Annotated in this window: 20 protein-coding genes; 1 reads left to right on the forward strand and 19 read right to left on the reverse strand. The window is 57.8% G+C overall.

Features of this window, described 5'->3' with window-relative positions:
* Positions 1-43 precede the first annotated feature (43 nt).
* The 15 genes from ACXYMO_RS10620 to ACXYMO_RS10690 all read right to left on the reverse strand — a co-directional run bounded on the left by ACXYMO_RS10620 (position 44) and on the right by ACXYMO_RS10690 (position 13,410).
* Positions 44-583 carry a hypothetical protein gene (locus ACXYMO_RS10620; protein WP_458878666.1) on the reverse strand — a complete coding sequence of 180 codons (540 nt, stop codon included), beginning with the start codon at positions 581-583 and terminating at the stop codon, positions 44-46.
* Entirely contained in the window at positions 583-1,890 is a 1,308-nt protein-coding gene (locus ACXYMO_RS10625) for an ATPase (protein ID WP_458878667.1), read from the reverse strand. The genes ACXYMO_RS10620 and ACXYMO_RS10625 overlap by 1 nt, the downstream gene beginning before the upstream one ends.
* A 141-nt stretch (positions 1,891-2,031) precedes the next feature.
* On the reverse strand, positions 2,032-2,526 hold the full coding sequence (locus tag ACXYMO_RS10630) for a prepilin peptidase (RefSeq protein ID WP_458878668.1): 495 nt from the start codon (positions 2,524-2,526) through the stop codon (positions 2,032-2,034).
* Positions 2,527-2,531: 5 nt separating this feature from the next.
* Positions 2,532-3,380: a tetratricopeptide repeat protein gene (locus ACXYMO_RS10635; RefSeq protein WP_458878669.1), complete on the reverse strand. Its 849-nt coding sequence runs from the start codon at positions 3,378-3,380 to the stop codon at positions 2,532-2,534.
* A 25-nt stretch (positions 3,381-3,405) separates the two neighbouring features.
* Positions 3,406-3,999, reverse strand: a complete 594-nt coding sequence (locus tag ACXYMO_RS10640) for a tetratricopeptide repeat protein (protein ID WP_458878670.1) — start codon at positions 3,997-3,999, stop codon at positions 3,406-3,408.
* Between the two features lie 5 nt (positions 4,000-4,004).
* Positions 4,005-4,985, reverse strand: coding sequence for a type II secretion system F family protein (locus ACXYMO_RS10645; protein ID WP_458878671.1), 981 nt, complete (start codon positions 4,983-4,985; stop codon positions 4,005-4,007).
* Positions 4,986-4,997: 12 nt separating this feature from the next.
* Entirely contained in the window at positions 4,998-5,966 is a 969-nt protein-coding gene (locus ACXYMO_RS10650; protein ID WP_458878672.1) for a type II secretion system F family protein, read from the reverse strand.
* The gene (locus ACXYMO_RS10655; protein WP_458878673.1) at positions 5,966-7,414 is read right to left on the reverse strand and encodes a CpaF family protein; all 1,449 of its coding nucleotides are present in this window, start codon (positions 7,412-7,414) and stop codon (positions 5,966-5,968) included. Before ACXYMO_RS10655 ends, ACXYMO_RS10650 begins: the two co-directional genes overlap by 1 nt.
* 22 nt (positions 7,415-7,436) lie before the next feature.
* Positions 7,437-8,675, reverse strand: coding sequence for an AAA family ATPase (locus ACXYMO_RS10660; RefSeq protein ID WP_458878674.1), 1,239 nt, complete (start codon positions 8,673-8,675; stop codon positions 7,437-7,439).
* Between the two features lie 203 nt (positions 8,676-8,878).
* A complete protein-coding gene (locus ACXYMO_RS10665; protein WP_458878675.1) occupies positions 8,879-9,511 on the reverse strand; it encodes an OmpA family protein in 633 nt (210 codons plus the stop codon).
* Between the two features lie 16 nt (positions 9,512-9,527).
* Entirely contained in the window at positions 9,528-10,952 is a 1,425-nt protein-coding gene (locus tag ACXYMO_RS10670) for a type II and III secretion system protein family protein (RefSeq protein ID WP_458878676.1), read from the reverse strand.
* Positions 10,953-11,145: 193 nt separating this feature from the next.
* Positions 11,146-12,003, reverse strand: coding sequence for a Flp pilus assembly protein CpaB (gene cpaB, locus ACXYMO_RS10675; protein WP_458878677.1), 858 nt, complete (start codon positions 12,001-12,003; stop codon positions 11,146-11,148).
* Between the two features lie 169 nt (positions 12,004-12,172).
* The gene (locus ACXYMO_RS10680) at positions 12,173-12,418 is read right to left on the reverse strand and encodes a hypothetical protein (protein ID WP_458878678.1); all 246 of its coding nucleotides are present in this window, start codon (positions 12,416-12,418) and stop codon (positions 12,173-12,175) included.
* 31 nt (positions 12,419-12,449) lie between these two features.
* The gene (locus ACXYMO_RS10685; RefSeq protein WP_458878679.1) at positions 12,450-12,632 is read right to left on the reverse strand and encodes a Flp family type IVb pilin; all 183 of its coding nucleotides are present in this window, start codon (positions 12,630-12,632) and stop codon (positions 12,450-12,452) included.
* A gap of 595 nt (positions 12,633-13,227) precedes the next feature.
* Positions 13,228-13,410, reverse strand: coding sequence for a Flp family type IVb pilin (locus ACXYMO_RS10690; protein ID WP_458878679.1), 183 nt, complete (start codon positions 13,408-13,410; stop codon positions 13,228-13,230).
* 354 nt (positions 13,411-13,764) lie between these two features.
* On the opposite strand from ACXYMO_RS10690, the gene ACXYMO_RS10695 reads away from it, so the two are divergent.
* On the forward strand, positions 13,765-14,598 hold the full coding sequence (locus ACXYMO_RS10695) for a lytic transglycosylase domain-containing protein (RefSeq protein WP_458878680.1): 834 nt from the start codon (positions 13,765-13,767) through the stop codon (positions 14,596-14,598).
* Between the two features lie 68 nt (positions 14,599-14,666).
* Here ACXYMO_RS10695 and ACXYMO_RS10700 read toward each other — a convergent pair whose 3' ends face one another.
* From ACXYMO_RS10700 to dprA, 4 genes are all read right to left on the reverse strand, one after another.
* Entirely contained in the window at positions 14,667-15,290 is a 624-nt protein-coding gene (locus tag ACXYMO_RS10700) for a 3-oxoacid CoA-transferase subunit B (RefSeq protein ID WP_458878681.1), read from the reverse strand.
* An 11-nt stretch (positions 15,291-15,301) separates the two neighbouring features.
* Positions 15,302-16,000, reverse strand: a complete 699-nt coding sequence (locus tag ACXYMO_RS10705; protein ID WP_458878682.1) for a CoA transferase subunit A — start codon at positions 15,998-16,000, stop codon at positions 15,302-15,304.
* A gap of 200 nt (positions 16,001-16,200) precedes the next feature.
* On the reverse strand, positions 16,201-18,777 hold the full coding sequence (gene topA, locus ACXYMO_RS10710) for a type I DNA topoisomerase (protein ID WP_458878683.1): 2,577 nt from the start codon (positions 18,775-18,777) through the stop codon (positions 16,201-16,203).
* Positions 18,778-18,969: 192 nt separating this feature from the next.
* Complete coding sequence (dprA, locus tag ACXYMO_RS10715) at positions 18,970-20,115, reverse strand: DNA-processing protein DprA (RefSeq protein ID WP_458878684.1); 1,146 nt, start codon at positions 20,113-20,115, stop codon at positions 18,970-18,972.
* Positions 20,116-20,182 lie beyond the last annotated feature (67 nt).

The raw sequence follows: 20,182 nt of genomic DNA on the forward strand, positions 1-20,182 counted from the left end.
TCTAGTTCGGGTTTTGTTCTTTGCCAAACTCTAATGCCGCTTTTCAGCTGAGCGGGAAACAGTACTCAAGCCGGTATTGTTCCAGACGCGAAATGAACAAGGCGGCCTGCTCGGGGTTTTCCTGACCCTCGTGAAGAATGAAGAAACTGGTCTTGTCCTGGAACACGTAGCTGTCCGGACCTGACCGATCCGACGGACGGTACGGCGGTTTCGGATTGCGGCGCATTGCCATTTCGTGGCGGGCGATGCTGCCGGGGGCCATGCTGAAAAGGAACATGGCGGCATTTTCCTCGCCGAAATTTGGAATCCAGAGGAACCGGTTGCCATCCTTTTGACGATCCGGAAGTTGCAGGTCCTTCAGATTGACGAGGAACGAAGACCAAAGGACTTTTCCGTGATCTTTCCAATCCTCGTAGACAAAGGTGGTCATCACGCAATTGTCGATATGGATTTCATGCCGCCGGTTTCCGTAGTCATTGAACCCGGCGGCCATGAGTTGAGTTGCCGCTTTTTGCTGCTCAGTATCGGCACGAACAGTTGTGCCCAGGCAGGCACACAGGATCACAAGAAAAAGACGCAGCATTACCTGACGATTTTTTCGTCTTTTACGAACATGTTCGCCCAGGCCCGGTCGATCAGCTCCGGTGACATCTGATAGGGGATGCCTTCGAAATCGCAGATCGCAATGATCTGGTCGATCAGGAATACCGGCTGATAATTGGCATAGATGTTTTCGATTGTCGGGTATTTGACCTTCAACAGGTGAACCAGCGCCTTTTCATTCAGGGGAACGCCCTTTTTGCGGGCGACCATCGCAAAAATTTTCAGGTAGTCTTCCTGATTGGGGCCGTCGATCTTGATCTTGAAGAAGATCCGGCGCAACGCGGCCTGGTCAAAGATTTCGTTGGGGTGAAAGTTGGTCGAGAAGATCACCAGCGTATCAAAGGGCACTTCGAACTTTTCGCCCGATTGCAGGCCAAGGATATCCTTGCTTTCTTCCAGCGGCACGATCCAGCGGTTGATCAGGGCCTGAGGCGGCTCTTCCTGGCGGCCAAGGTCGTCCACGATAAAGATGCCGCCGGTCGATTTCAGCTGTAGCGGGGCCTGATACGTTCGTGCAGTCGGATTATACACGAGGTCCAGCATCTTGAGCGACAGTTCACCACCGGTCACCACCGTCGGACGCTCACAACAGACATAGCGGCTGTCGAACCGTTTGGCACGCCGCAATTGGGTCGGATCATCGCGCACCTGTTCCACGGCCGAATGGACGATCGGGTCATAAACCGTGATCACCTGGCCGGAATATTCGATGGCACGGGGGACATAGACCTTGTCGCCCAGAGCATCGCGAATACCGTTCGAGATCGACGATTTACCGTTGCCCGGCGGGCCATACATCAGGATCGAGCGCCCGGCGCTGACCGCCGGCCCCAGATGGTCCAGCAAGGAATCGGGCAGAACCAGGTGCCCCATGGCATTGGTCAGCTGATCGCGGGTGATCTGGATGTTCCGGATGGATTGGCGTTTGACCTGTTCACGATAGATATCAAGTGGCACAGGCATGGCCCCGAAATATTCCGATTGCGACAGCGCATCGAGCGCGCGCGCCTTGCCCGCGTCGGTTAGCTGATAGCCCATTTCATTGCCGCTATTGGCGTTCAGCGTGCCTGTCGCCTCAAGCAAGCGCTGTTCGCGGGTTAAATCAACCAGTTCCTGTGTCACCGGAATGGGTAGGCAGATCGCTTCGGCAAGTTCGCTGACCACATCGACGTTCTTGCGAAAGATGGTTTTCAGCAGAATATCCCGCATCATTACCATCGGGAGCTGCATTTCATTCAAAGTCCGGGGCGCGGGCGGCGCCATCACGGCTGTGGGCTGCATGTTCATGTCTTGTGCCTGTTTGTGGATATTTCAGCTTCAATTGGTGGGATTGTTTCACCGTTTTAAGGCGATTTTGTGCCCAACCCGGCCCATTCCTGTGACTTGTGCCGGTGTCTCAGGACTGAAAGATGGTGAATGTTCGGGGCGTCAGGACCCGAACCAGACACCCAGAATCAGATAAATCCCAAGGGTTCCGCCCAGGGACAGGCCCATGGGGAACTTCCAGCCCATGTCCCAGCTTTTCCAGTTCGGTGCGATTTTACGCAGCGGGGTGTATTTGACCAGACGATGCGTGGCGAAAGCGGCCAGCAGATTCGCCGCGAAAATCGCGAGCAACAGCCGGAAATCCCCACCGGCAATGAACGGGGCTGCCGCAGCGGCGAACTTGGCATCGCCAGCCCCGATGGCGCCGCCCGCGTTCAGAAGAAACCCGATTACCAGGACGACCACCATCTGGATAATCCGCCAGCCATAGACCGGAAGCGGCAGGGCAATCAGCCCGACGACAAGGAACACAACAACCAAGGCCATGACCGCCTGATTTGTGATCCGCATTTCACGCAGGTCAGTGAAGCAGACGTAAAAACAGATCGGCAGGACGAAGGGCAGGAACCACATCGCCGCAGAAGCGGTCAGCGCCATCGGTCTTAGCCGTTTTCAAGTGCACGCAGCGAACGTACAGCTTCTTCGAAGTGCTGCGGATGCGTGTTGATCGCTTCGCGCAACAGACCTTTTCCGGTTTGCACATCTCCCTGTTTGACCGCCGACAGAGCCAGCGTGTGCAAAAGTTGGGCACGCTCGGATTGATCCATCGGAATGACGGGCAGGGTGTATTTACGCTGTGCACCACGCGACAGGATCAGGTTATTCTTGGCGGTGAACAGCGACTGATCCTGGCGGATCGCCTCGCCGAACAACCGTTCGGCCCCGGCAAAATCACCGCGGGTCAGCTTGGAATAGCCCCAGTTGTTCATGACGCCGGCCGGTTGGGTCGTCAGGCCCACAGCGGTCTCATAGAAACTGTCGGCGTTTTTCCATTCCTTGTTGGCATCCGCGATCATCGCTTCCAGACGGTAGCGTTTGAATGTTTCATACGTGGGCGGAACGGAATCCAGCGTCGCCTCGGCCTTGTCCCAGTTGCCACTGCGGATCAGCGCATCGGCGAGGTTGACCGAATCTTCGTTTGTGGCGCCTTCCATCGACGTCACCTTGGTCCAGGCCGTGACCGCCTGAGTGTTGCGTTTTGCACGCACGAGCGAGATCGCGAGCCCGCGATGAAGGTCAATTCTGTCAGGGTTGCTTTTCAGGGTGCGGGTGAAATGGCTGACGGCTTCGTTAGGGTCGGCGACCGTCAGCATGACGTCGTTCAGGTTGCTTTCATCGACGACGTTCACGTCCTGAAAAGCGCGTTCAACGGTCTGTTCACCATTTTCTGCGCATCCAGAAACGGTCAAACCGCCCGCAATTATTGCCGGAATCACGATAAGGTGGCGCATTTTTGCGTCCTTTACTGCTCTTGCCTCAATCTTGGTTTCTGCGGATCAGGTAATCTGCATTGCCCCGCTGCACCAATTTATATTCTTCGTTTTGTGCTTCATCATTAGCAGAAATTTCAGATTTTGCGAGTGCTAAGCGCAAATTATCGCGGATTGAGTCACTTTGGCCATCATCCAGCGCATAGGCCTTTCGAAAAACCTGCTCCGCTTCGGTTGTTTTTCCGCGTTCCATCAGCACGACGCCCAGATTGTTCCAGGCTGCGGGCCAATTCGCGTCGGCCCTGACGGCTTTGCGCAGCAGGTCTTCGGCCTGGCCCAAACGTCCCAAACCCAGGTTCGCCGTTCCCAGCCCGCTCAGGATTTCAGGCGTCATGCCCTGTTCCAATGCAGCGCGGGTGAACGCCTCGATTGCCAGTTCATACTGGGCCGCACTCATCAAGCGATGACCAACCTCGACCCCGTCGACCGCCTTTTTGCGGTGATCGACGCCGGGCGGGAAGGGGCCGCCTTTTTCCAGTTCGATACGTTCCGGCACGCATGCAGCCACCGCCGAAAGAACGGCGGTGGCTGTCAGGAGTCCAAAGACGGGTGTGCGTCGTGTCACACCGGAATTTCGCATTGGAATTATTTGCTCATGTTGCCCAAGTTCGCGATGCCGTTGGCCGAGGGCCCAACAAGGATGATCAACAGCGGCGGCACCGTAAGCATCATTGTGGCAAGGGTCATTTTGGTTGGCAACTTGTTTGCGGCTTCTTCGGCCCGCATCACGCGTTTGTCACGCATTTCACCTGCATAGACCCGCAGCGCCTCGGCGATCGACGTACCAAAGGTTGCCGACTGGATCAGAACGGTCACAAAGGACGAAACATCCTGAACGCCACAGCGTTCGGCCATGTCGCGCAGAACTGCCGATTTGTCTTTGCCGGCCTTCATTTCATAGGCGACCACTTCGAATTCGTCGGCCAGGGCGGGGTAGGAGGCGCGCAACTCGCGTGCCACGCGGACGATGGACTGATCCAGCGATTGGCCCGCTTCGACGCAAACCAGCATCATGTCGAGCGCATCGGGAAAGCCTTGGGTAATGGCCTCCTGGCGTTCGGCGACGCGACGCGTCACCCAGTATTTCGGCAAGAAATAGCCGGCACCGCCGGGGCCCATGATGCGCATGACCATCTGCTGCGTGTCATATTCCTGACCGTCCGACAGAACGGTGACATAGACCAGGCCCAGTATCAGCCCCGTGATCCCCAGCGCAAACTGTGCGAAATGGAAGACCCGGACCGAATCCTTTGACTGATATCCAGCTTGGCGCAGTTTCAGCTGGATGGCCGAAAGCTGATCGGAATCCTTGGGTTCAAGGAAGGTTGCGAATTTCTGCAGCTGTTCGTTGCGGCCACCTTGGCGCAGACGCTCTTTCTGCGGTTTGGGCTGGTTCTGCGCGTTGGCGTTCCGCTTGAGTTTCTTAAGCGGATCTTCGGGCTGGTTCATGATCAACGGCAGCGTCAGCAGGATCATGAACAGACCCAGGCCACCGACCACGATCAGCGGTCCAAAGTCACCAAGGTTTTCGGTCAGAAAAGTATTGATCTGATCAAGAAGTTCCATCTGGATATTCCTTTAAACCTTGATGTTCGTAAGAACGCGCATGACGATCAGGTTCACCGTCAGCAAGATGCCCACGACAAAACAGGCCGGGATGAAGTACGGGTGGTCCATCACCTCGTCGTAGTAGCCCGGGTCCTGAACCAGAATGACGATGAGGCAGAGCACAGGGAAGGCCGACAGGAATTTGCCGGACCATTTTGCCTCGGCGGTGATGGCCTTTACGCGGCGGAACAGGCGGAAACGGGCACGGATCACCTTGGCCAGTCCGGCCAGAATTTCCGCAAGGTTACCGCCTGATTGCTGCTGGATGGTCACGGCAACCGAAAGAAACCGCATATCCTGCATGTCCAGACGTTCGGCCATTTCCTTGAGCGCCTCGCCCACGTCGCGGCCATAGGCGCTTTCGTCGGCGATGATGCCGAATTCCGTGGCAAGCGGGTCTTCGATTTCCTTGGAAACGATCGAGATCGCCGACGAGAACGGGTGACCGACACGCAGGCTTCGCACCATTAGTTCAACCGCATCGGGCAGTTGTTCTTCGATCATGCTCATGCGTTTCTTGGCCTTGGAGTTGACCCAGAAATAGACCGCTCCAATGCCGATCCCTACGGACGCAACGATCCGGAACGGTACTTCGGTTTCCGTGCCGATGGTCAGCCCGAGAAAGGCCACAACCGCCAGACCGGCCATAATCAGGATCAGTTGGCGCGGCGTAAAGGCGATGGCCGCCTTTTGAGCGCGGTCCGCAAGCAGCGAATACAGCGGAATCGACCGCGATTTCATGTGCTGCTGCATTTCCTTGCGCAGCTGGTCCAGAACCTGTTCGCGCCCGGCGCCCTTGTCGAGCATTTCCAGGCGCCGGTTGACGCGGCTGTTCAGGCTGATGGATTTGCCAAAGGCCACCAGATACAGACCTTCGACAAGGACCAGAACCCCGACGAAGATCAGGCCATAGATAATCGGTTCGGCGCTCAGTTGCATTACTGCGGCTCCATCACTGTGGGTTCATAGATTGATGCGGGCAGGTCATAGCCCCACATGCGGAACCGTTCGGAAAAGTGGCTGCGCACGCCTGTGGCGGTAAAGTGACCGATGATCTTGTTGTCAGGGGTCAGGCCAACGCGCTGATATTTAAAGATTTCCTGCATCGAGATGACGTCACCTTCCATGCCGGTGATTTCGGTGATCGATGTCATCCGACGCGAACCATCCTGCAAGCGCGAGGCCTGGACGATCAGGTTCACAGCCGACGAAATCTGGCTGCGCATGGCCTTCATCGGCATTTCGATGCCAGCCATGGCGATCATGTTTTCCAGACGCGACACACCGTCCCGCGCCGAGTTGGCGTGGATCGTGGTCATCGATCCGTCGTGGCCGGTGTTCATGGCCTGCAGCATGTCGATAACTTCTTCGCCACGTGTTTCCCCCACGATGATGCGGTCAGGACGCATACGTAGGGCGTTTTTCAAACAATCTCGCGGGGAAACTTCGCCTTTTCCTTCCACGTTTGGCGGACGGCTTTCCATCCGGCCCACGTGAATCTGCTGTAGCTGAAGTTCGGCCGTATCCTCGATCGTCAGGATACGTTCGGAGTTGTCGATAAAGGACGACAGAGCGTTCAGTGTTGTCGTTTTACCGGAACCGGTACCACCTGACACGATCACGTTGAGACGCGTCGCCACAGCGGCCTGAAGATAGGCGGCCATTTCTTCGGTAAAGGCGCCGAATTTCACCAGGTCATCAATGCCCAGCTTGTCTTTTTTGAACTTACGAATGGACACCAGGCTGCCATCGACGGCAACGGGCGGGACCATCGCGTTGAAACGCGACCCATCGGCAAGACGGGCGTCAACATAGGGGTTGGATTCATCGACACGGCGGCCAACGGCCGAAACGATCTTGTCGATGATGCGCAGAAGGTGGCGCTCGTCCTTGAAGGTCACGTCCGAAAGCTCAAGCTTACCGGCGCGTTCCACGAACACCTGTTGCGGGCCATTGACCAGAATATCGTTGACGGTGTCGTCCTGAAGAAGCGTTTCCAGGGGACCAAGACCGGTCACCTCGTCATACAGTTCCTTGTTCAGGGTCTGACGGTCGTCGCGGTTCAGGACGATTCCCTTTTCTTCCAGCAGTTCGCCGGCAATCGTGGCGATCTCACCGCGCAGTTCTTTTTCCGACGCATGTTCCAGCGCCGCAAGGTTCAGGTTGTCGAGCAGGGAACGATGCAGCTCCAGCTTGATTTCGCCCATGCGCTCCTTGCGCTTGCGTTCCTTGTCCATGGAGACGGCATTGGCTGAAACCTTTTGCGCTTCCGGTCTGCGCAGCGATGCAGAAGGGGCGGGCTTGGGTGCTGACGGCTTGGCCTCCGCGATGTTCGTGACATTGCCTGCCGGGGCACTTGATGCCGGTTTTTTATACTTGGAAAACATGTATTTATACCCCCTTCAAAGATTATGCTGCTTCGGATTCGCTTTGGCCCAGTTCGTGGATCGACTGTGCCAGTTTTGCGATTTCTTTCCGCAGCGGATTTTTCGCCGCCGAGGAGGCCAGCGGCAGCCCATGATCCGCGCTTTGCGTGATCGGCTTGCCACCGTCGGGAAGTTGCAGTTCGATGGAAATGCCCAGGCTTTCCGCCATGCGCTTGACTCTGCTCTTGCCGCTCAGATCGGTAAATTTGGGCGCGCGGTTCAAGGCGAAACGCAGCTTGTTGAACGGCAGGTCTTCGGCCTGGAGCATCCGTTTGAGCCGCAGAGCATTCTGTGCCGACCGCATGTCCAGTTCGATCATCGCAAAATAGACGTGCGCCGCCTGCAGGACAGTCTCGGACCAGTGCACCAGCGTCGATGGCATGTCGATGACGACGTAATCGAAATGCGACCGGGCCAGATCGATGACCCTTTGAATGTCCTCGGGGGACACGACGTCCAGCGGAACGATGTCTGCAGGAGATGTCAGAACCTGCAGGCGATCCTCAAAGCTCAGAAGCGCTTGCCCCAGAACCTCGTCGTCCAGGCTTTCGGTGTCCGACAGCATTTCGAAAACAACGTCGCGGCGCGGCAGGTCCAGATAGGTCGAAACCGACCCGTATTGCAGATCGAGGTCGATCAGGCACACGCTGGGGGCCTTGTCACCGTCGATCGAGGCGAGTTCCCAGGCCAGATTGACGGCCAGAGTGGTCGACCCACATCCACCAGCCAGACCGTGCACAACAAGAATCGCACCTTCTTTGGAGGCGCCGGATTTCAGGTTGGCGGTGTTATGACCTTCGCTTGCCGGCACTTCCTCGGGTTTGTTCAACCGGTCTATGGCCAGCTTCAGTTCGTTTTCCGGAAGCGGGTAGGGGACAAATTCGTCCGCGCCCTGACGCAGCAACTGGTGCAGCGAGGCCGGTGTGACATCCTCGGCGATGAGAATCACGTTGATATCGCGCGATTTGGCCTGTGTGATGATTTCGCCCATCAGGACGAGGTTGTCTTCGTCCTCGCCATCAATGGCCAGAGCGATGAATTCCAGGGATTCCGCTTCGGGCTGGCCAAAAAATGCCAATGCCTCGGCGAAGCCCAGGTCGCCCCAGTTTTCGCCCAGAACGGTTTCCATGTCTTCGATCAATAGGTCGAAATTCTGAACATCCCTGCTGACCGTACACGCGACGATCGGGTTTGTTTCTGGTTGCGGCATACCGCTGCTCATTGCCTTAATCCTCTTCACTTGGCGAGGCAGGTCGTGGTCTGGGGAAAAAGCCCTGTCCGAATGCGCCCTGCGGAAGCCAGCGTGCCGTCCGTTTTTGGACACACGTCACCTATTGGGGACAATTTGCTCGTTAATCTGGGCAAGAATTGGGCCAAAAAAACCCAATTGTAGGGAAATGGGCGACGATCAGCCGCCCAGACCCATTATTGTTGTTCAGAGAAGCCGCCAGTATTCGTGCGGCCGGTCAGAACGCTCACGCTCTGGGCGCTTGCGACGTACTCACGATAGACGATCTGTGCGTACTTCCCGTCCAGCACCGTGGGATGGCGTTTCACAAAGCCCGACACCTCGGTCACGGTACGGCGATTGCGCCGTTCGCGGTTCGGTGTGTCGATGACCGGACGTGTTTCGCCATAGGACACCAGCGCCTCAAGACGGCGTCGGCTGATTCCACGTTGCGACAAGTAACGGACAACCGCATTGGCGCGCCGTTGGCCGAGGTTCCGGTTATAGGCGTTACTGCCAACCTTGTCGGTGTGACCGTAAACCCGGAAGCGGACTTCGGGGAACTGACGAATCCAATTCGCCTGTTGGTCCAGCGCCTGTTGAGCAGCTGTGTCCAGAACCGCGCTGTCAAAGGCAAAGGTGACCGTGGTCGGCACCTCGCCGGCGAACCGGTTGCCCAGACTGACCGCGTAATCCAGCTCTCCGCGCATGACCAGAGCATTGTTGCTTGTTGCGTTGCCGAAGGCACCGTTATCAAGCGACTGGCCAGCTTCGCGCGCGCACCCTGCCATTGCCAAGGTCAGCGTCGCCGTCGTGATGATCTTCCACATTTGACTACCCTTTCGCTCAGTCAAGGACATAGCCGTAGGATCCGCTGAAATCCTGCTTGGCCACTTCTCCGACGGCACCGCTGTTGGGGCCGTTGGTCCGTGCAGTTTTACCAAACAGGAACAGGTCCTTTTCGCTTGGCGGTCTTACCCGGTCTGTCGGCAGGGCAAATGCCTCGCCACGTGTCGGGCTTACCAGATGAGCGGTAATGATGATGACCAGCTCGGTCTGGCTGCGTTGATAGTCCGAACTGCGGAACAGGGCGCCCAGAACCGGAACATCGCCCAGCCACGGCAGTTGCGAGGCATTGTCGATGAAGTCGTCCTGAATGAGACCCGCAATCGCAAAGCTTTCGCCATCCCGCATTTCAACCGTGGTCGATGTCTCTCGACGGGAAAAGGCATCAACGTCAAAGCCGTTGAAGGTCACACCTTGCGTCGGGTCGATTGCCGAAACGGCCGCCATCAGTTCGAGATTGATGACATCCGCATCCACAACCCGCGGGATAAAGTTCAGCTCGATACCGAAAGCCTTGAATTCAATGGCAATTGTACCTTCACGCTGTGCAACAGGGATCGGGTATTCGCCACCGGCGAGAAACTTGGCTTCCTGTCCGGACAAGGCTGTCAGGTTCGGTTCCGCAAGGGTGCGAACCACACCTTTCTGTTCCAGAGCTTCCAGAAGCAGGCCAACCTGAACCGATCCGGCGTTGAAACCGAAGAGGATAGCGCCCGCGTTTTCGTTCACGGCCGGGATGTTGCCCGCAAGTGAATTGGCAAGGCCGCCCTGGCTGTTTGTCGTTCCGGTACCGCCGTTGATGCCGACATCATTTCCGAAAATGCCACCGTTCAGGCCCAGCGACGCGCTGAGCGACTTGGACACGTTGCGCTGCATTTCGGCAAAACGAACCTTAAGCATCACCTGCTGAACGCCACCGACGCTCATCAGGTTTGACACGCGCTCGGGCGCATACCGTTCTGCCAGGTCCAGAGCCCGCTGAAGACGCTGCGAACTCGACACGACGCCCGAAAGGACAATGCCGTCATTCGCGGTGCGAACTTCGATCTTCTCGCCGGGCAGGATTTGCCGCAGGCGTTCCTTGAACTCGGTAACATCCGCAGCGACGCGGACGTTAACGTTAGTGATAAGCCGCCCGGTTGCATCCAGAAGCGTCAGTGTCGTCAGGCCCGGCGATTTACCAAGAACGTAAATCGTGCGGTCCGACAGTGACGAAATGTCTGCAATCCCCGGATTGGCGATGCTCAGCTCTGAAAACGGAACGTCGCTTTCCACAACGATGGCCCGGTTCATCGGGACATCCAAGGTGGATGCGGTGCCCTTTTTCACAACTGTAAGTGTTTCTGCCTGCGCTGTTCCAACGATTGGTGAACACGCAAGCGCAAGCCCTAGCAGGCCTGCCTGGATAGATTCTTTAAATGTCATGTGACCTGCCTCTCCGATCACGCCTCATTGGTCGGGTCTTATTGCCCGGTCTGATACGCCACTGTGCGACACATTGGAATTTTTTGCAAGAATCAAAGGTTTCCAGTTCTTTCCTTATGTGGACAACTGGCAACATTTCGGCGCGGGATGCGTGTTTATTACGCCCCGCGCCGAAAAAGATTTTTGAATTTCATTAGTTTGTGCAGGGAATCGGCAGTTCGACCACTTCGGCACCACGACGGGTGCGGATGGTGCAGACGCGTTCCTTGATCTGCTCGGGCGCAGCTTCGATTTCGCCCAGACCCAGAAGGGCACGCTGGTCAACTTCGATCGCGGAAGCAATCGTGTCGTCTTCGGCACCGACCAGCGACAGGGACAGGCGTCCGGTTGTCTGGGCCTGTGCCAGCGCCGCCACCTGAACGGGGCTTGCGGCAACGGTCACGGTCCGTGCGATTGTCGAACTTCCGATATCGTCGCTTGTGCTCTGGTCGATGGCGATCAGCTTTACGCCGGCCTCGATCAGGCGGGTGATATCACCGCGTGCGGCGGAATCACCGGTGCGCACGCTGCCGGTCCAGTAAACGTCAACCCGGTCACCGGGACGCAGGAAGCCGGAAACACCCGATGCAACGTCAACGCGGATCGCAAAGGCACGCATGCCGCGTTCCAGGCGCGAGGTGATGCCAGCATCTTCGCCGGGCTCGGTAACTTTCACAGCCATGATGGCTTCGCTCTTTTCCATGGCGCGCAGAACAACCCGCATTTCCGAGTTTTCAGGCGGGAAAAGGTCTTCGATCTTGGTGAATGCGCCTTCGGGAATGGCGTTTTCGGGCCAGCGCACCTTGCGCACGGCGTCCTGCTCAAGCCGTTCGCCGTAGCGAAGAGGGCGATCAGCGACAAATACATCTACCGTGGGCACGATCTGTGCGCGCGCGGCACGTTCAACAGCCAGCTCAGCCTGATAAGCCGTGATATAGTTTTTCGCCATCATCACAGCACCACCCGCCAGGGCGATTCCGACAATCAAAACCAGTCCAAAAACCGCTCGCATAACTTGACCTCGCTTGAATGAGATTCCCGCTTGACGGGATATGAGCCACCGGCTCACGTTCGACTTGATCGTTATTTAGCCACTGAATGTGGCAAAAATGGGAAGTAGAGGTAACCCGCCAGAGGCATATATAGCGGATTCTCTGTGACCTTACGTAACAGCGTTACGATCAGTCGGTAATCGTCTTGCTGGACAGATAGTCGCCGACATCGTTGCCAACACCGCCCGAAGCAGTCTGAATAGACGAAAACGCTGCACCGGCCAAAGCAACAACTGCTGCTGTCAGCACAACCCAGTCGACGGTTACGGCGCCGTCTTCGTCACGTCGGAATTTCAAGATGTAATTGCGCATGTATTTCTCGCAGTTCTCGAAGAAGATTTTTGTAAAACGGGCCATGCCTTTGGACAAAGACATGGCCCACCCTCGTCATGTAGATGACTGAGTATTAGTCGGTCGGGGTCTTGCCCTGGATGTATGTACCGGTTGTCTCGGTCAGGCTGACGGTACCGGTCTTGATCGACGAGTATGCAGCACCGGCCAGAGCAACAACAGCGGCTGTCAGAACAACCCAGTCAACAGTCACGGCACCGTCTTCGTCTTTACGGAAGTTTTTGATAAAGTTCATCATTTTATGTCCCTCCAAAGGATCATTAGGTTTTTCGTTATCCTCGTCGCGTTTCGAACCGTTCTCTCGTTTGGCCCGTTCGACTTGGCATGTCCTTATATAGCCGGGGGATTGGGGCAGCATTTTGGCGTGAATTAAGAAAATTTTTGCGCTGCTGAGAAAAAACAGTAGAAACGCCTCAACCCATAGAAAAGAAAGGGAAAAATGGTTAATTTGTTGATGGTTTACGGTGGAGGGAAGGGTGAAAATGGTCACATTATGGCGTGTTATCCGTGAAATCAGCCCGCACAGGGCAATATCAAATCGATTCTCTTTGTTCATAGCTGTTTGTCTGGCGTCGCCTGACGAATGCCCGGGCACGGAAAGGGCATGCGATTCCGGCCTGTCACGCACAGCTGCTACGCGCGCTCCGGGTGGCAAAACTGATTCCCTGCGGCTGACCAGGGTGACGTAGCGCTGTGATGCCGGCGTTTCGATGCGATGCGATCAGGGTCGCATGTGTGAAACGAAAAAGGCCGGCCCGATGGGCCAGCCTTTTAAACAACAAGAGCCGCGCCGAATGAACGGCGCGGCCCGGTAATCCATCGATCAGACTATATTAGTCGGTCGGGGTCTTGCCCTGGATGTATGTACCGGTTGTCTCGGTCAGGCTCACGGTGCCGGTCTTGATCGACGAGTAAGCAGCGCCGGCCAGAGCAACAACAGCGGCTGTCAGAACAACCCAGTCAACAGTCACGGCACCGTCTTCGTCTTTACGGAAGTTTTTGATAAAGTTCATCATGTTCTTATCCCTCCAAAGGATCTCAGTTTGTTTACGTTTCCGCGTCGTCCTTGTTTCGGTCCATCTCTCTCAACTTGAACCGTGTCCGTCGCGATGGGTATGTTTTCCCTCTAACCCGTGGCAGGAGTTGGGCCAAAACCGGGAAAAATTTGCCCTATTTTAACTTTTTGCGATTTTTCTTGTAAGTCACTGTTATTGAATGAAATAAAACTTCAACTTTTTTCCGGCCTGACCCCGAACCGATGCAAAAGGGTGCCAATTGGGGCGAAAATGCCAGATTCTGCACCGGATTTTCTGGCGCTCGGGCCGCTTTTGATAAAGATTCCTGAAAAAAATAGAGCAGTGAGGCCCGCTATGTACAAGCGCGCTATGGTTATTGGGCTGGCAACAGTGCTTGCGGCGGCCCCAGGCACCGGATTCGCGGAGAAACCCGCGCCGTTTCCGGATTTCAAAGCAAAACGGATCAAACCACCCGCGCCGGGCGAGCGGTCCAAACGTATCACGATTCAAATCGATCCCGCTGCACAGCCTGCGCCGAAACCGAAAAAACCGGCAGACAGTGAAACCGCGGCCAAGGAGAAGGATAAGGCCAAAGCCAAGGTCCCGGGCCGCTATTCCTGGTTCTGGGAGGAGGTATCGCCCGACATGGCCCAATCCGGCCCCGGGCGTCTTGATGTGGCGCTCAGGGCGATCAGCGGATCGGGCAAGGTGAGCGCGCCGCGATTGCAGGCCCTTCAGGAAATCGCAATTGCACAGGGCGGGCCAATCCTGCGGTCCACTGTCGGCACGTCGGTGTCGCCCGCTTTGGTCCTTGCGGTCATTGCGGTGGAATCAGCGGGCAAATCCGACGCCGTCAGCGGGGCAGGGGCGGCCGGACTGATGCAGTTGATGCCCGATACCGCCACGCGGTTCGGGGTAACGGACCGTCTGATCGCGGATCAAAACATCAAGGGTGGCGTCAAATACCTGAACTGGCTGATGCGGGAATTTGACAATGACCCGATTCTTGTCCTTGCCGGATACAATGCGGGGGAAGGGGCGGTGAAAACGCACCAGGGCGTGCCGCCCTATGCCGAAACCCGCGATTACGTTCCCAAGGTTCTGGCCGCGTTCAAGGTTGCGAGCGGCTTGTGCAAAACGCCCCCCCAATTGATCACGGACGGCTGCGTCTTTGCTGCGATGAACTGAAGTCGCGGTGCGGGCATTGCCCGGACCAAAAAGAAACGCCCCGGCGATTGTACCGGGGCGTTCTTGTTTCAGACGATTGTCGCGTCGGTCGCGGCGATCATTTCCTCGCGGGTCACGCCGGGGGCCAGTTCCTGAATGTGCAGGCCTTTGTGCGTGACGTCCAGAACGCCAAGGTTGGTTATGATCCGGTCGACGACGCCCTTGCCGGTGAGCGGCAGGGTGCATTCCTTGAGAACCTTGGAGTCGCCCTGTTTGTTGGTGTGATCCATGACCACAACCACACGCCCGACGCCCGCAACCAGATCCATCGCGCCGCCCATGCCCTTGACCAGTTTACCGGGCACCATCCAGTTGGCCAGGTCGCCGTTTTCAGCAACTTCCATTGCGCCCAGAATCGCCATCGCGATTTTGCCGCCCCGGATCATGCCAAAGCTGGTGGCACTGTCGAAATAGGCGGTCTGGGGCAGTTCGGTGATGGTTTGCTTGCCGGCATTGATCAGGTCGGGGTCTTCTTCTCCCTCGATGGGAAAGGGGCCCATGCCCAGCATGCCGTTCTCGGACTGAAGCGTTACTTCGATACCTTCGGGGATATAGTTACTGACCAGCGTCGGAATGCCGATGCCAAGGTTCACGTACCATCCGTCTTCCAGTTCCTGCGCCGCACGTGCGGCCATTTGATTGCGGTCCCACATGTTCGCTCTCCTTATGCTGCCGGGCGCGTTGTGCGCTGTTCGATGCGTTTTTCGTGTTCACCCTGGATCAGGCGGTGCACGTAAATGCCGGGCAGGTGAATGTAATCGGGGTCCAGCGACCCGGTGGGAACGATTTCTTCAACCTCGGCCACGCAGACCTTGCCGCACATTGCCGCCGGCGGGTTGAAGTTGCGCGCTGTCTTGCGGAAGATCAGGTTGCCGGTTGCATCGGCTTTCCATGCCTTGACGATCGACACGTCGGCAAACAGACCTTCTTCCATGATATAGGTCTCGCCGTTGAAATCCTTGTGCTCCTTGCCCTCGGCGATCACGGTGCCAACACCGGTCTTGGTGTAAAAGCCCGGAATGCCGCATCCACCGGCGCGCATACGCTCGGCCAGGGTGCCCTGCGGGTTGAACTCAAGCTCAAGTTCGCCGCTCAGGTACTGGCGCATGAATTCCGCGTTTTCGCCGACATAGGAGCTGATCATCTTCTTGACCTGCTTGGTCTGCAAAAGGATGCCGATCCCAAAATCATCGACGCCCGCGTTGTTCGACGCAAACGTCAGATCCTTGGTGCCTGCCTCCTTGATCGCCTGCAAGAGAAGTTCGGGAATGCCGCACAGGCCAAATCCGCCCGCGGCAATGAACATTCCATCAAACAGCAGGCCATCCAGTGCCTCTGCTGCCGACCCATAGACTTTCTTCATGGAAGATTTCTCCTAAACGATCAGTTTGCCGTTTTCTGACGCCGCGTCACGGGAGAGTCAACAAAACCTGACCGAAACATCGGGGATGTTGGACGCCTGACAGACTAATGTGCTGGGGCGCGCGAAAATCGCCCGCGCAATGCACAGCGGGCGCGCCCGTCCGGTCGGCGCTGCCCGCTCCCGTCACCCACCGGCGCGGCTCACTTTTTCTTGGCGGTACTTGCCTTGGCGGCCTTCTTTTTCGGAGCGGCCTTTTTGCGTTTACCCTTGCTGGCGGCCTTGGCCGCAATCAGCTCAACGGCCGTTTCCATGGTCACGGCGTCAGGGTCGACTTCCTTGGGCAGGGTGGCGTTCACCTTTTCCCATTTGACGTAGGGCCCGTATTTGCCGTCCATGATGCTGACGGCACCGCCCTCGTCGGGATGATCCCCCAGTTCGCGCAGGGTTTTGGCGGCGGCGCCGCGCCCGCCGCGCGAGGCGACCTTTTCGGCAAGCAACTGCACCGCGCGATTCATGCCGACGGTGAACACCTCGTCCAGACTCTCAAGATTGGCGTTCGTGCCGCCCCGTTCCGACGTGCTGGCCGCGTGTTTGATATAGGGGCCATAGCGTCCGATATTGGCCCAGACCGGAACACCATCTTCGGGATGGGGGCCGATTTCGCGGGGCAGGGACAACAGTTTCAGCGCGCGTTCCAGATCCAGATCCTCGGCGGGCCAATCCTTGGGCACCGACTGGCGGGGTGGTTTCTTGTTGTCTTCGGTGACTTCGCCGCGTTGGACATAGGGACCAAACCGGCCCTTGAAGACACGGATTTTGTCGCCCTGATCCTCACCCAGAAATTTGCCCTCGGGGGGGATGGCATTGTCGGCCTCGGCACCCGGTGGGCCAAAGGGGCGAGTATAGCGGCATTCAGGATAGTTCGAGCACCCAATGAACGCGCCGCCCGAACGTGCGGTGCGCATCGACAACCGCCCGTTTCCGCAATTGGGGCACAGGCGCGGGTCGCTGCCCTCCCCGGTTGGCGGGAACAGGTGGGGCTCCAGGATCTCGTTGATCTTTTCCAGAACTTCGGTGATGCGCAATTCGCTGGTTTCGGCGATTGCGGCCGAGAAATCGCGCCAGAACTGCGCCAGAACGGTTTTATAGTCGGCATCGCCCGCGCTGACGTCATCCAGCTGATCTTCAAGGCTGGCCGTAAAATCATAGCCCACGTATTTGCGGAAATAGTTCTGCAGGAAAGCCGTGACCAGACGCCCCTTGTCCTCGGGGATCAGGCGATTCTTGTCCTTGCGGACGTATTCGCGGTCCTGAATTGTGGTGACGATACTGGCGTAGGTCGAGGGTCGCCCGATCCCCAGTTCTTCCATCTTCTTGACCAGCGTTGCCTCGGTATAGCGGGGCGGGGGCTGGGTGAAATGCTGTTCGGGCGTCACGCTGCCTTTCTTGACGGGTTCGCCCTGCATGATCTGGGGCAGACGTTTGTCGTCCTCGTCCACGACGGAATCATCGCGGCCTTCTTCGTAGACACGCAGGAAGCCATCAAACAGCATCACCTGACCAGTGGCGCGCAATTCGATCTGTCCGTCGGCACTGCCCACGTCCACGGTTGTACGCTCCATCCGGGCCGATTCCATCTGGCAGGCGAGGGTCCGTTTCCAGATCAGATCATAAAGCTTGGCCTGATCGGCATCTTTCAGCCCCAGCGCCTGAGCATCCGACGTCATATCGGTGGGACGGATACATTCATGCGCTTCCTGCGCGTTCTTGGCCTTGTTCTTGTAGATGCGGGGCGATTTCGGGACATAGTCGTCGCCGTAGCGTGCCGTGATCGCGTCGCGCGCGGCGGTCACGGCCTCGGGGGCCATGTCGATGCCATCGGTCCGCATATATGTAATGTGCCCTGCTTCATAGAGACGCTGAGCGGTGCTCATGGCGTGGCGGGCGCCCATGCCGAACTTGCGGCTGGCTTCCTGTTGCAGGGTGGAGGTCATGAACGGCGCGCTCGGGTTGCGCGAGGCGGGCTTTGCCTCGACCGATTTCACGGTCAGATCGCGCGACGAGATCGCCTGAACCGCCAATTCGGCCTGCGTTTCGTTCTCAATGTCATAGCGGTCGAGCTTGCTGCCGGCCAAAACGGTCAGGCGCGCCTCGTATTCCTGACCGCGCGGCGTTTCGAGGATGGCTTTCACCGTCCAGAATTCGCGCGCGCGGAAGGCTTCGATTTCCATCTCGCGCTCGACGATCAGGCGCAGACAGACCGACTGCACGCGCCCGGCCGATTTTGCGCCAGGCAGCTTGCGCCACAGCACCGGCGACAGGTTGAACCCCACGAGGTAATCCAACGCACGGCGGGCCAGATAGGCTTCGACCAGGGGCATATCCACCTGGCGGGGATGTTTCATCGCTTCGCTGACCGCGTCCTTGGTGATGGCGTTAAAGGTGACGCGGCTGACCGGAGTGTCCTTCTTGATCGACCGGCGCTTGGTCAGCGCTTCCTGAAGGTGCCAGCTGATCGCCTCACCCTCGCGGTCGGGGTCCGTTGCCAGGATCAGTTCGCCGTCTTCGGCCAACGCATCGGCGATTGCCTTGACGTGTTTCTTGCTGTCGCTGGCGACTTCCCATTTCATCTCGAAATCATGGTCGGGGTCGACTGATCCATCCTTGGGCGGAAGGTCGCGAACATGGCCGTAAGACGCCAGAACCTTATAGTCGGGCCCCAGATATTTATTGATTGTTTTTGCTTTGGCTGGAGATTCGACAACAACTACAGGCATTTATACGAAAACCTCTTGGACGGATACGGGCCGCTCTATGGCCGCGCAACATGTGGGGCGCAAGGGCCGTTTGTCAATCAGTGCGTTTTTGACTTGGGAAAACAGCCGCCCGAAAGGTCGGTTTGCCAGTAAAATGCGCAGGCCACGCGAGGCCGGCACAGGGGCGCGCGCCTGACGGGGTCGGATGGATCTTCAGGCGATGCGCGACAGTAACCCGCCGGACTGGCGTTCGATCTTGCCATCCAGTTCCAGATCCACCAACGCCGGGCTGACGTGGTCGACCGGCAGGGACAGATCGCGGATCAGCTGATCTTCGGCGACGGGGGCAGGCCCCAGCCGATCCAGGATTTTCTGATGCAATTGGACCGTCTCGCGCAGATTGCGCTTTTCCGGCGGGGGCGGCGGCAGATCGGTCAGCAAATCGGGTTGCGCGGTAACAGGGTCCTGCGTGCCGATGGCCGCGATCACGTCCTCGGCGTTCCGGACAAGCTGCGCCCCGTCACGGATCAGCATATTGCACCCCGAGGCGCGGGCGTCAAAGGGATGGCCGGGCACGGCCAGAACGTCGCGGCCCTGGTCTAGCGCATCGCGGGCGGTGATCAGGCTACCTGACTTTGCGGCGGCCTCGACAACCACGACCGCCTGCGCCAGCCCCGATATGATCCTGTTGCGCCGGGGGAAATGGCGGGCCTGCGGTGTCAGCCTCATGGCCTGTTCCGAGATGATGACCCCACGCGCGGCGATGTCACCGGCCAGATGGGTGTTTTCGGCAGGATATATAACGTCCACCCCACCGGCCATCACGGCAACCGTGCCTGTTTCCAGCGCCGCAACATGGGACGCCGTGTCAACGCCACGGGCAAGCCCCGAGGCCACGACAAAGCCCTGCGCGCCCAGATCATGAGCCAGGCCACGGGCCATGCGCGTTCCAAGGGAAGACGCGTTGCGCGCGCCCACCAGCGCGATGATCGGACGGTTCAGAAACTCAACATCGCCAACCGCCCATAACAACGGCGGCGCATCGGCAATTTCGGCAAGATGAGTGGGATAGTCAGGCGCCCCAAGGCACAAAAGCCGCGCTTTTGCGGCTTTTGCGGCCTTGATTTCGGCATCGATCACACCGGCAGGGCATATTTCATACCCTGTGACACCGGCAGCGCGCGCCACTTCGGGCAACGCAATCAGCGCATTCTGCGCTGACCCGTGCTCGGCCAGCAGGCGATGAAATGTCGCCACACCAACCCTGCGCGAGCGCAAAAGACGAAGCCACGAATACCGATCCTCTTCCGTGGTGGGTGGGAGTGGGGGGTGAGTGGAAGAATGTATTTCCTCGGCCATCCGTTGCTCCGCCTGTTTGCAGTTACAGGTGTAGACGCAGCAAGGTTAACAGGCCGTAAAGCCGCGA

The organism is Arenibacterium sp. CAU 1754, from assembly GCF_054482635.1.

Excerpts from the sequence above, each read along its gene's own strand:
- ACXYMO_RS10645 (WP_458878671.1), bottom strand. The coding sequence starts at position 4,985 with ATGGAACTTCTTGATCAGATCAATACTTTTCTGACCGAAAACCTTGGT.
- ACXYMO_RS10680 (WP_458878678.1), bottom strand. The coding sequence starts at position 12,418 with ATGTCTTTGTCCAAAGGCATGGCCCGTTTTACAAAAATCTTCTTCGAG.
- ACXYMO_RS10625 (WP_458878667.1), bottom strand. The coding sequence starts at position 1,890 with ATGAACATGCAGCCCACAGCCGTGATGGCGCCGCCCGCGCCCCGGACT.
- ACXYMO_RS10640 (WP_458878670.1), bottom strand. The coding sequence starts at position 3,999 with ATGCGAAATTCCGGTGTGACACGACGCACACCCGTCTTTGGACTCCTG.
- ACXYMO_RS10685 (WP_458878679.1), bottom strand. The coding sequence starts at position 12,632 with ATGATGAACTTTATCAAAAACTTCCGTAAAGACGAAGACGGTGCCGTG.
- cpaB (WP_458878677.1), bottom strand. The coding sequence starts at position 12,003 with ATGCGAGCGGTTTTTGGACTGGTTTTGATTGTCGGAATCGCCCTGGCG.
- dprA (WP_458878684.1), bottom strand. The coding sequence starts at position 20,115 with ATGGCCGAGGAAATACATTCTTCCACTCACCCCCCACTCCCACCCACC.
- ACXYMO_RS10655 (WP_458878673.1), bottom strand. The coding sequence starts at position 7,414 with ATGTTTTCCAAGTATAAAAAACCGGCATCAAGTGCCCCGGCAGGCAAT.
- ACXYMO_RS10635 (WP_458878669.1), bottom strand. The coding sequence starts at position 3,380 with ATGCGCCACCTTATCGTGATTCCGGCAATAATTGCGGGCGGTTTGACC.
- ACXYMO_RS10620 (WP_458878666.1), bottom strand. The coding sequence starts at position 583 with ATGCTGCGTCTTTTTCTTGTGATCCTGTGTGCCTGCCTGGGCACAACT.
- ACXYMO_RS10650 (WP_458878672.1), bottom strand. The coding sequence starts at position 5,966 with ATGCAACTGAGCGCCGAACCGATTATCTATGGCCTGATCTTCGTCGGG.
- ACXYMO_RS10670 (WP_458878676.1), bottom strand. The coding sequence starts at position 10,952 with ATGACATTTAAAGAATCTATCCAGGCAGGCCTGCTAGGGCTTGCGCTT.
- ACXYMO_RS10700 (WP_458878681.1), bottom strand. The coding sequence starts at position 15,290 with ATGTGGGACCGCAATCAAATGGCCGCACGTGCGGCGCAGGAACTGGAA.
- ACXYMO_RS10695 (WP_458878680.1), top strand. The coding sequence starts at position 13,765 with ATGTACAAGCGCGCTATGGTTATTGGGCTGGCAACAGTGCTTGCGGCG.
- ACXYMO_RS10630 (WP_458878668.1), bottom strand. The coding sequence starts at position 2,526 with ATGGCGCTGACCGCTTCTGCGGCGATGTGGTTCCTGCCCTTCGTCCTG.
- ACXYMO_RS10660 (WP_458878674.1), bottom strand. The coding sequence starts at position 8,675 with ATGAGCAGCGGTATGCCGCAACCAGAAACAAACCCGATCGTCGCGTGT.
- ACXYMO_RS10690 (WP_458878679.1), bottom strand. The coding sequence starts at position 13,410 with ATGATGAACTTTATCAAAAACTTCCGTAAAGACGAAGACGGTGCCGTG.
- topA (WP_458878683.1), bottom strand. The coding sequence starts at position 18,777 with ATGCCTGTAGTTGTTGTCGAATCTCCAGCCAAAGCAAAAACAATCAAT.
- ACXYMO_RS10665 (WP_458878675.1), bottom strand. The coding sequence starts at position 9,511 with ATGTGGAAGATCATCACGACGGCGACGCTGACCTTGGCAATGGCAGGG.
- ACXYMO_RS10705 (WP_458878682.1), bottom strand. The coding sequence starts at position 16,000 with ATGAAGAAAGTCTATGGGTCGGCAGCAGAGGCACTGGATGGCCTGCTG.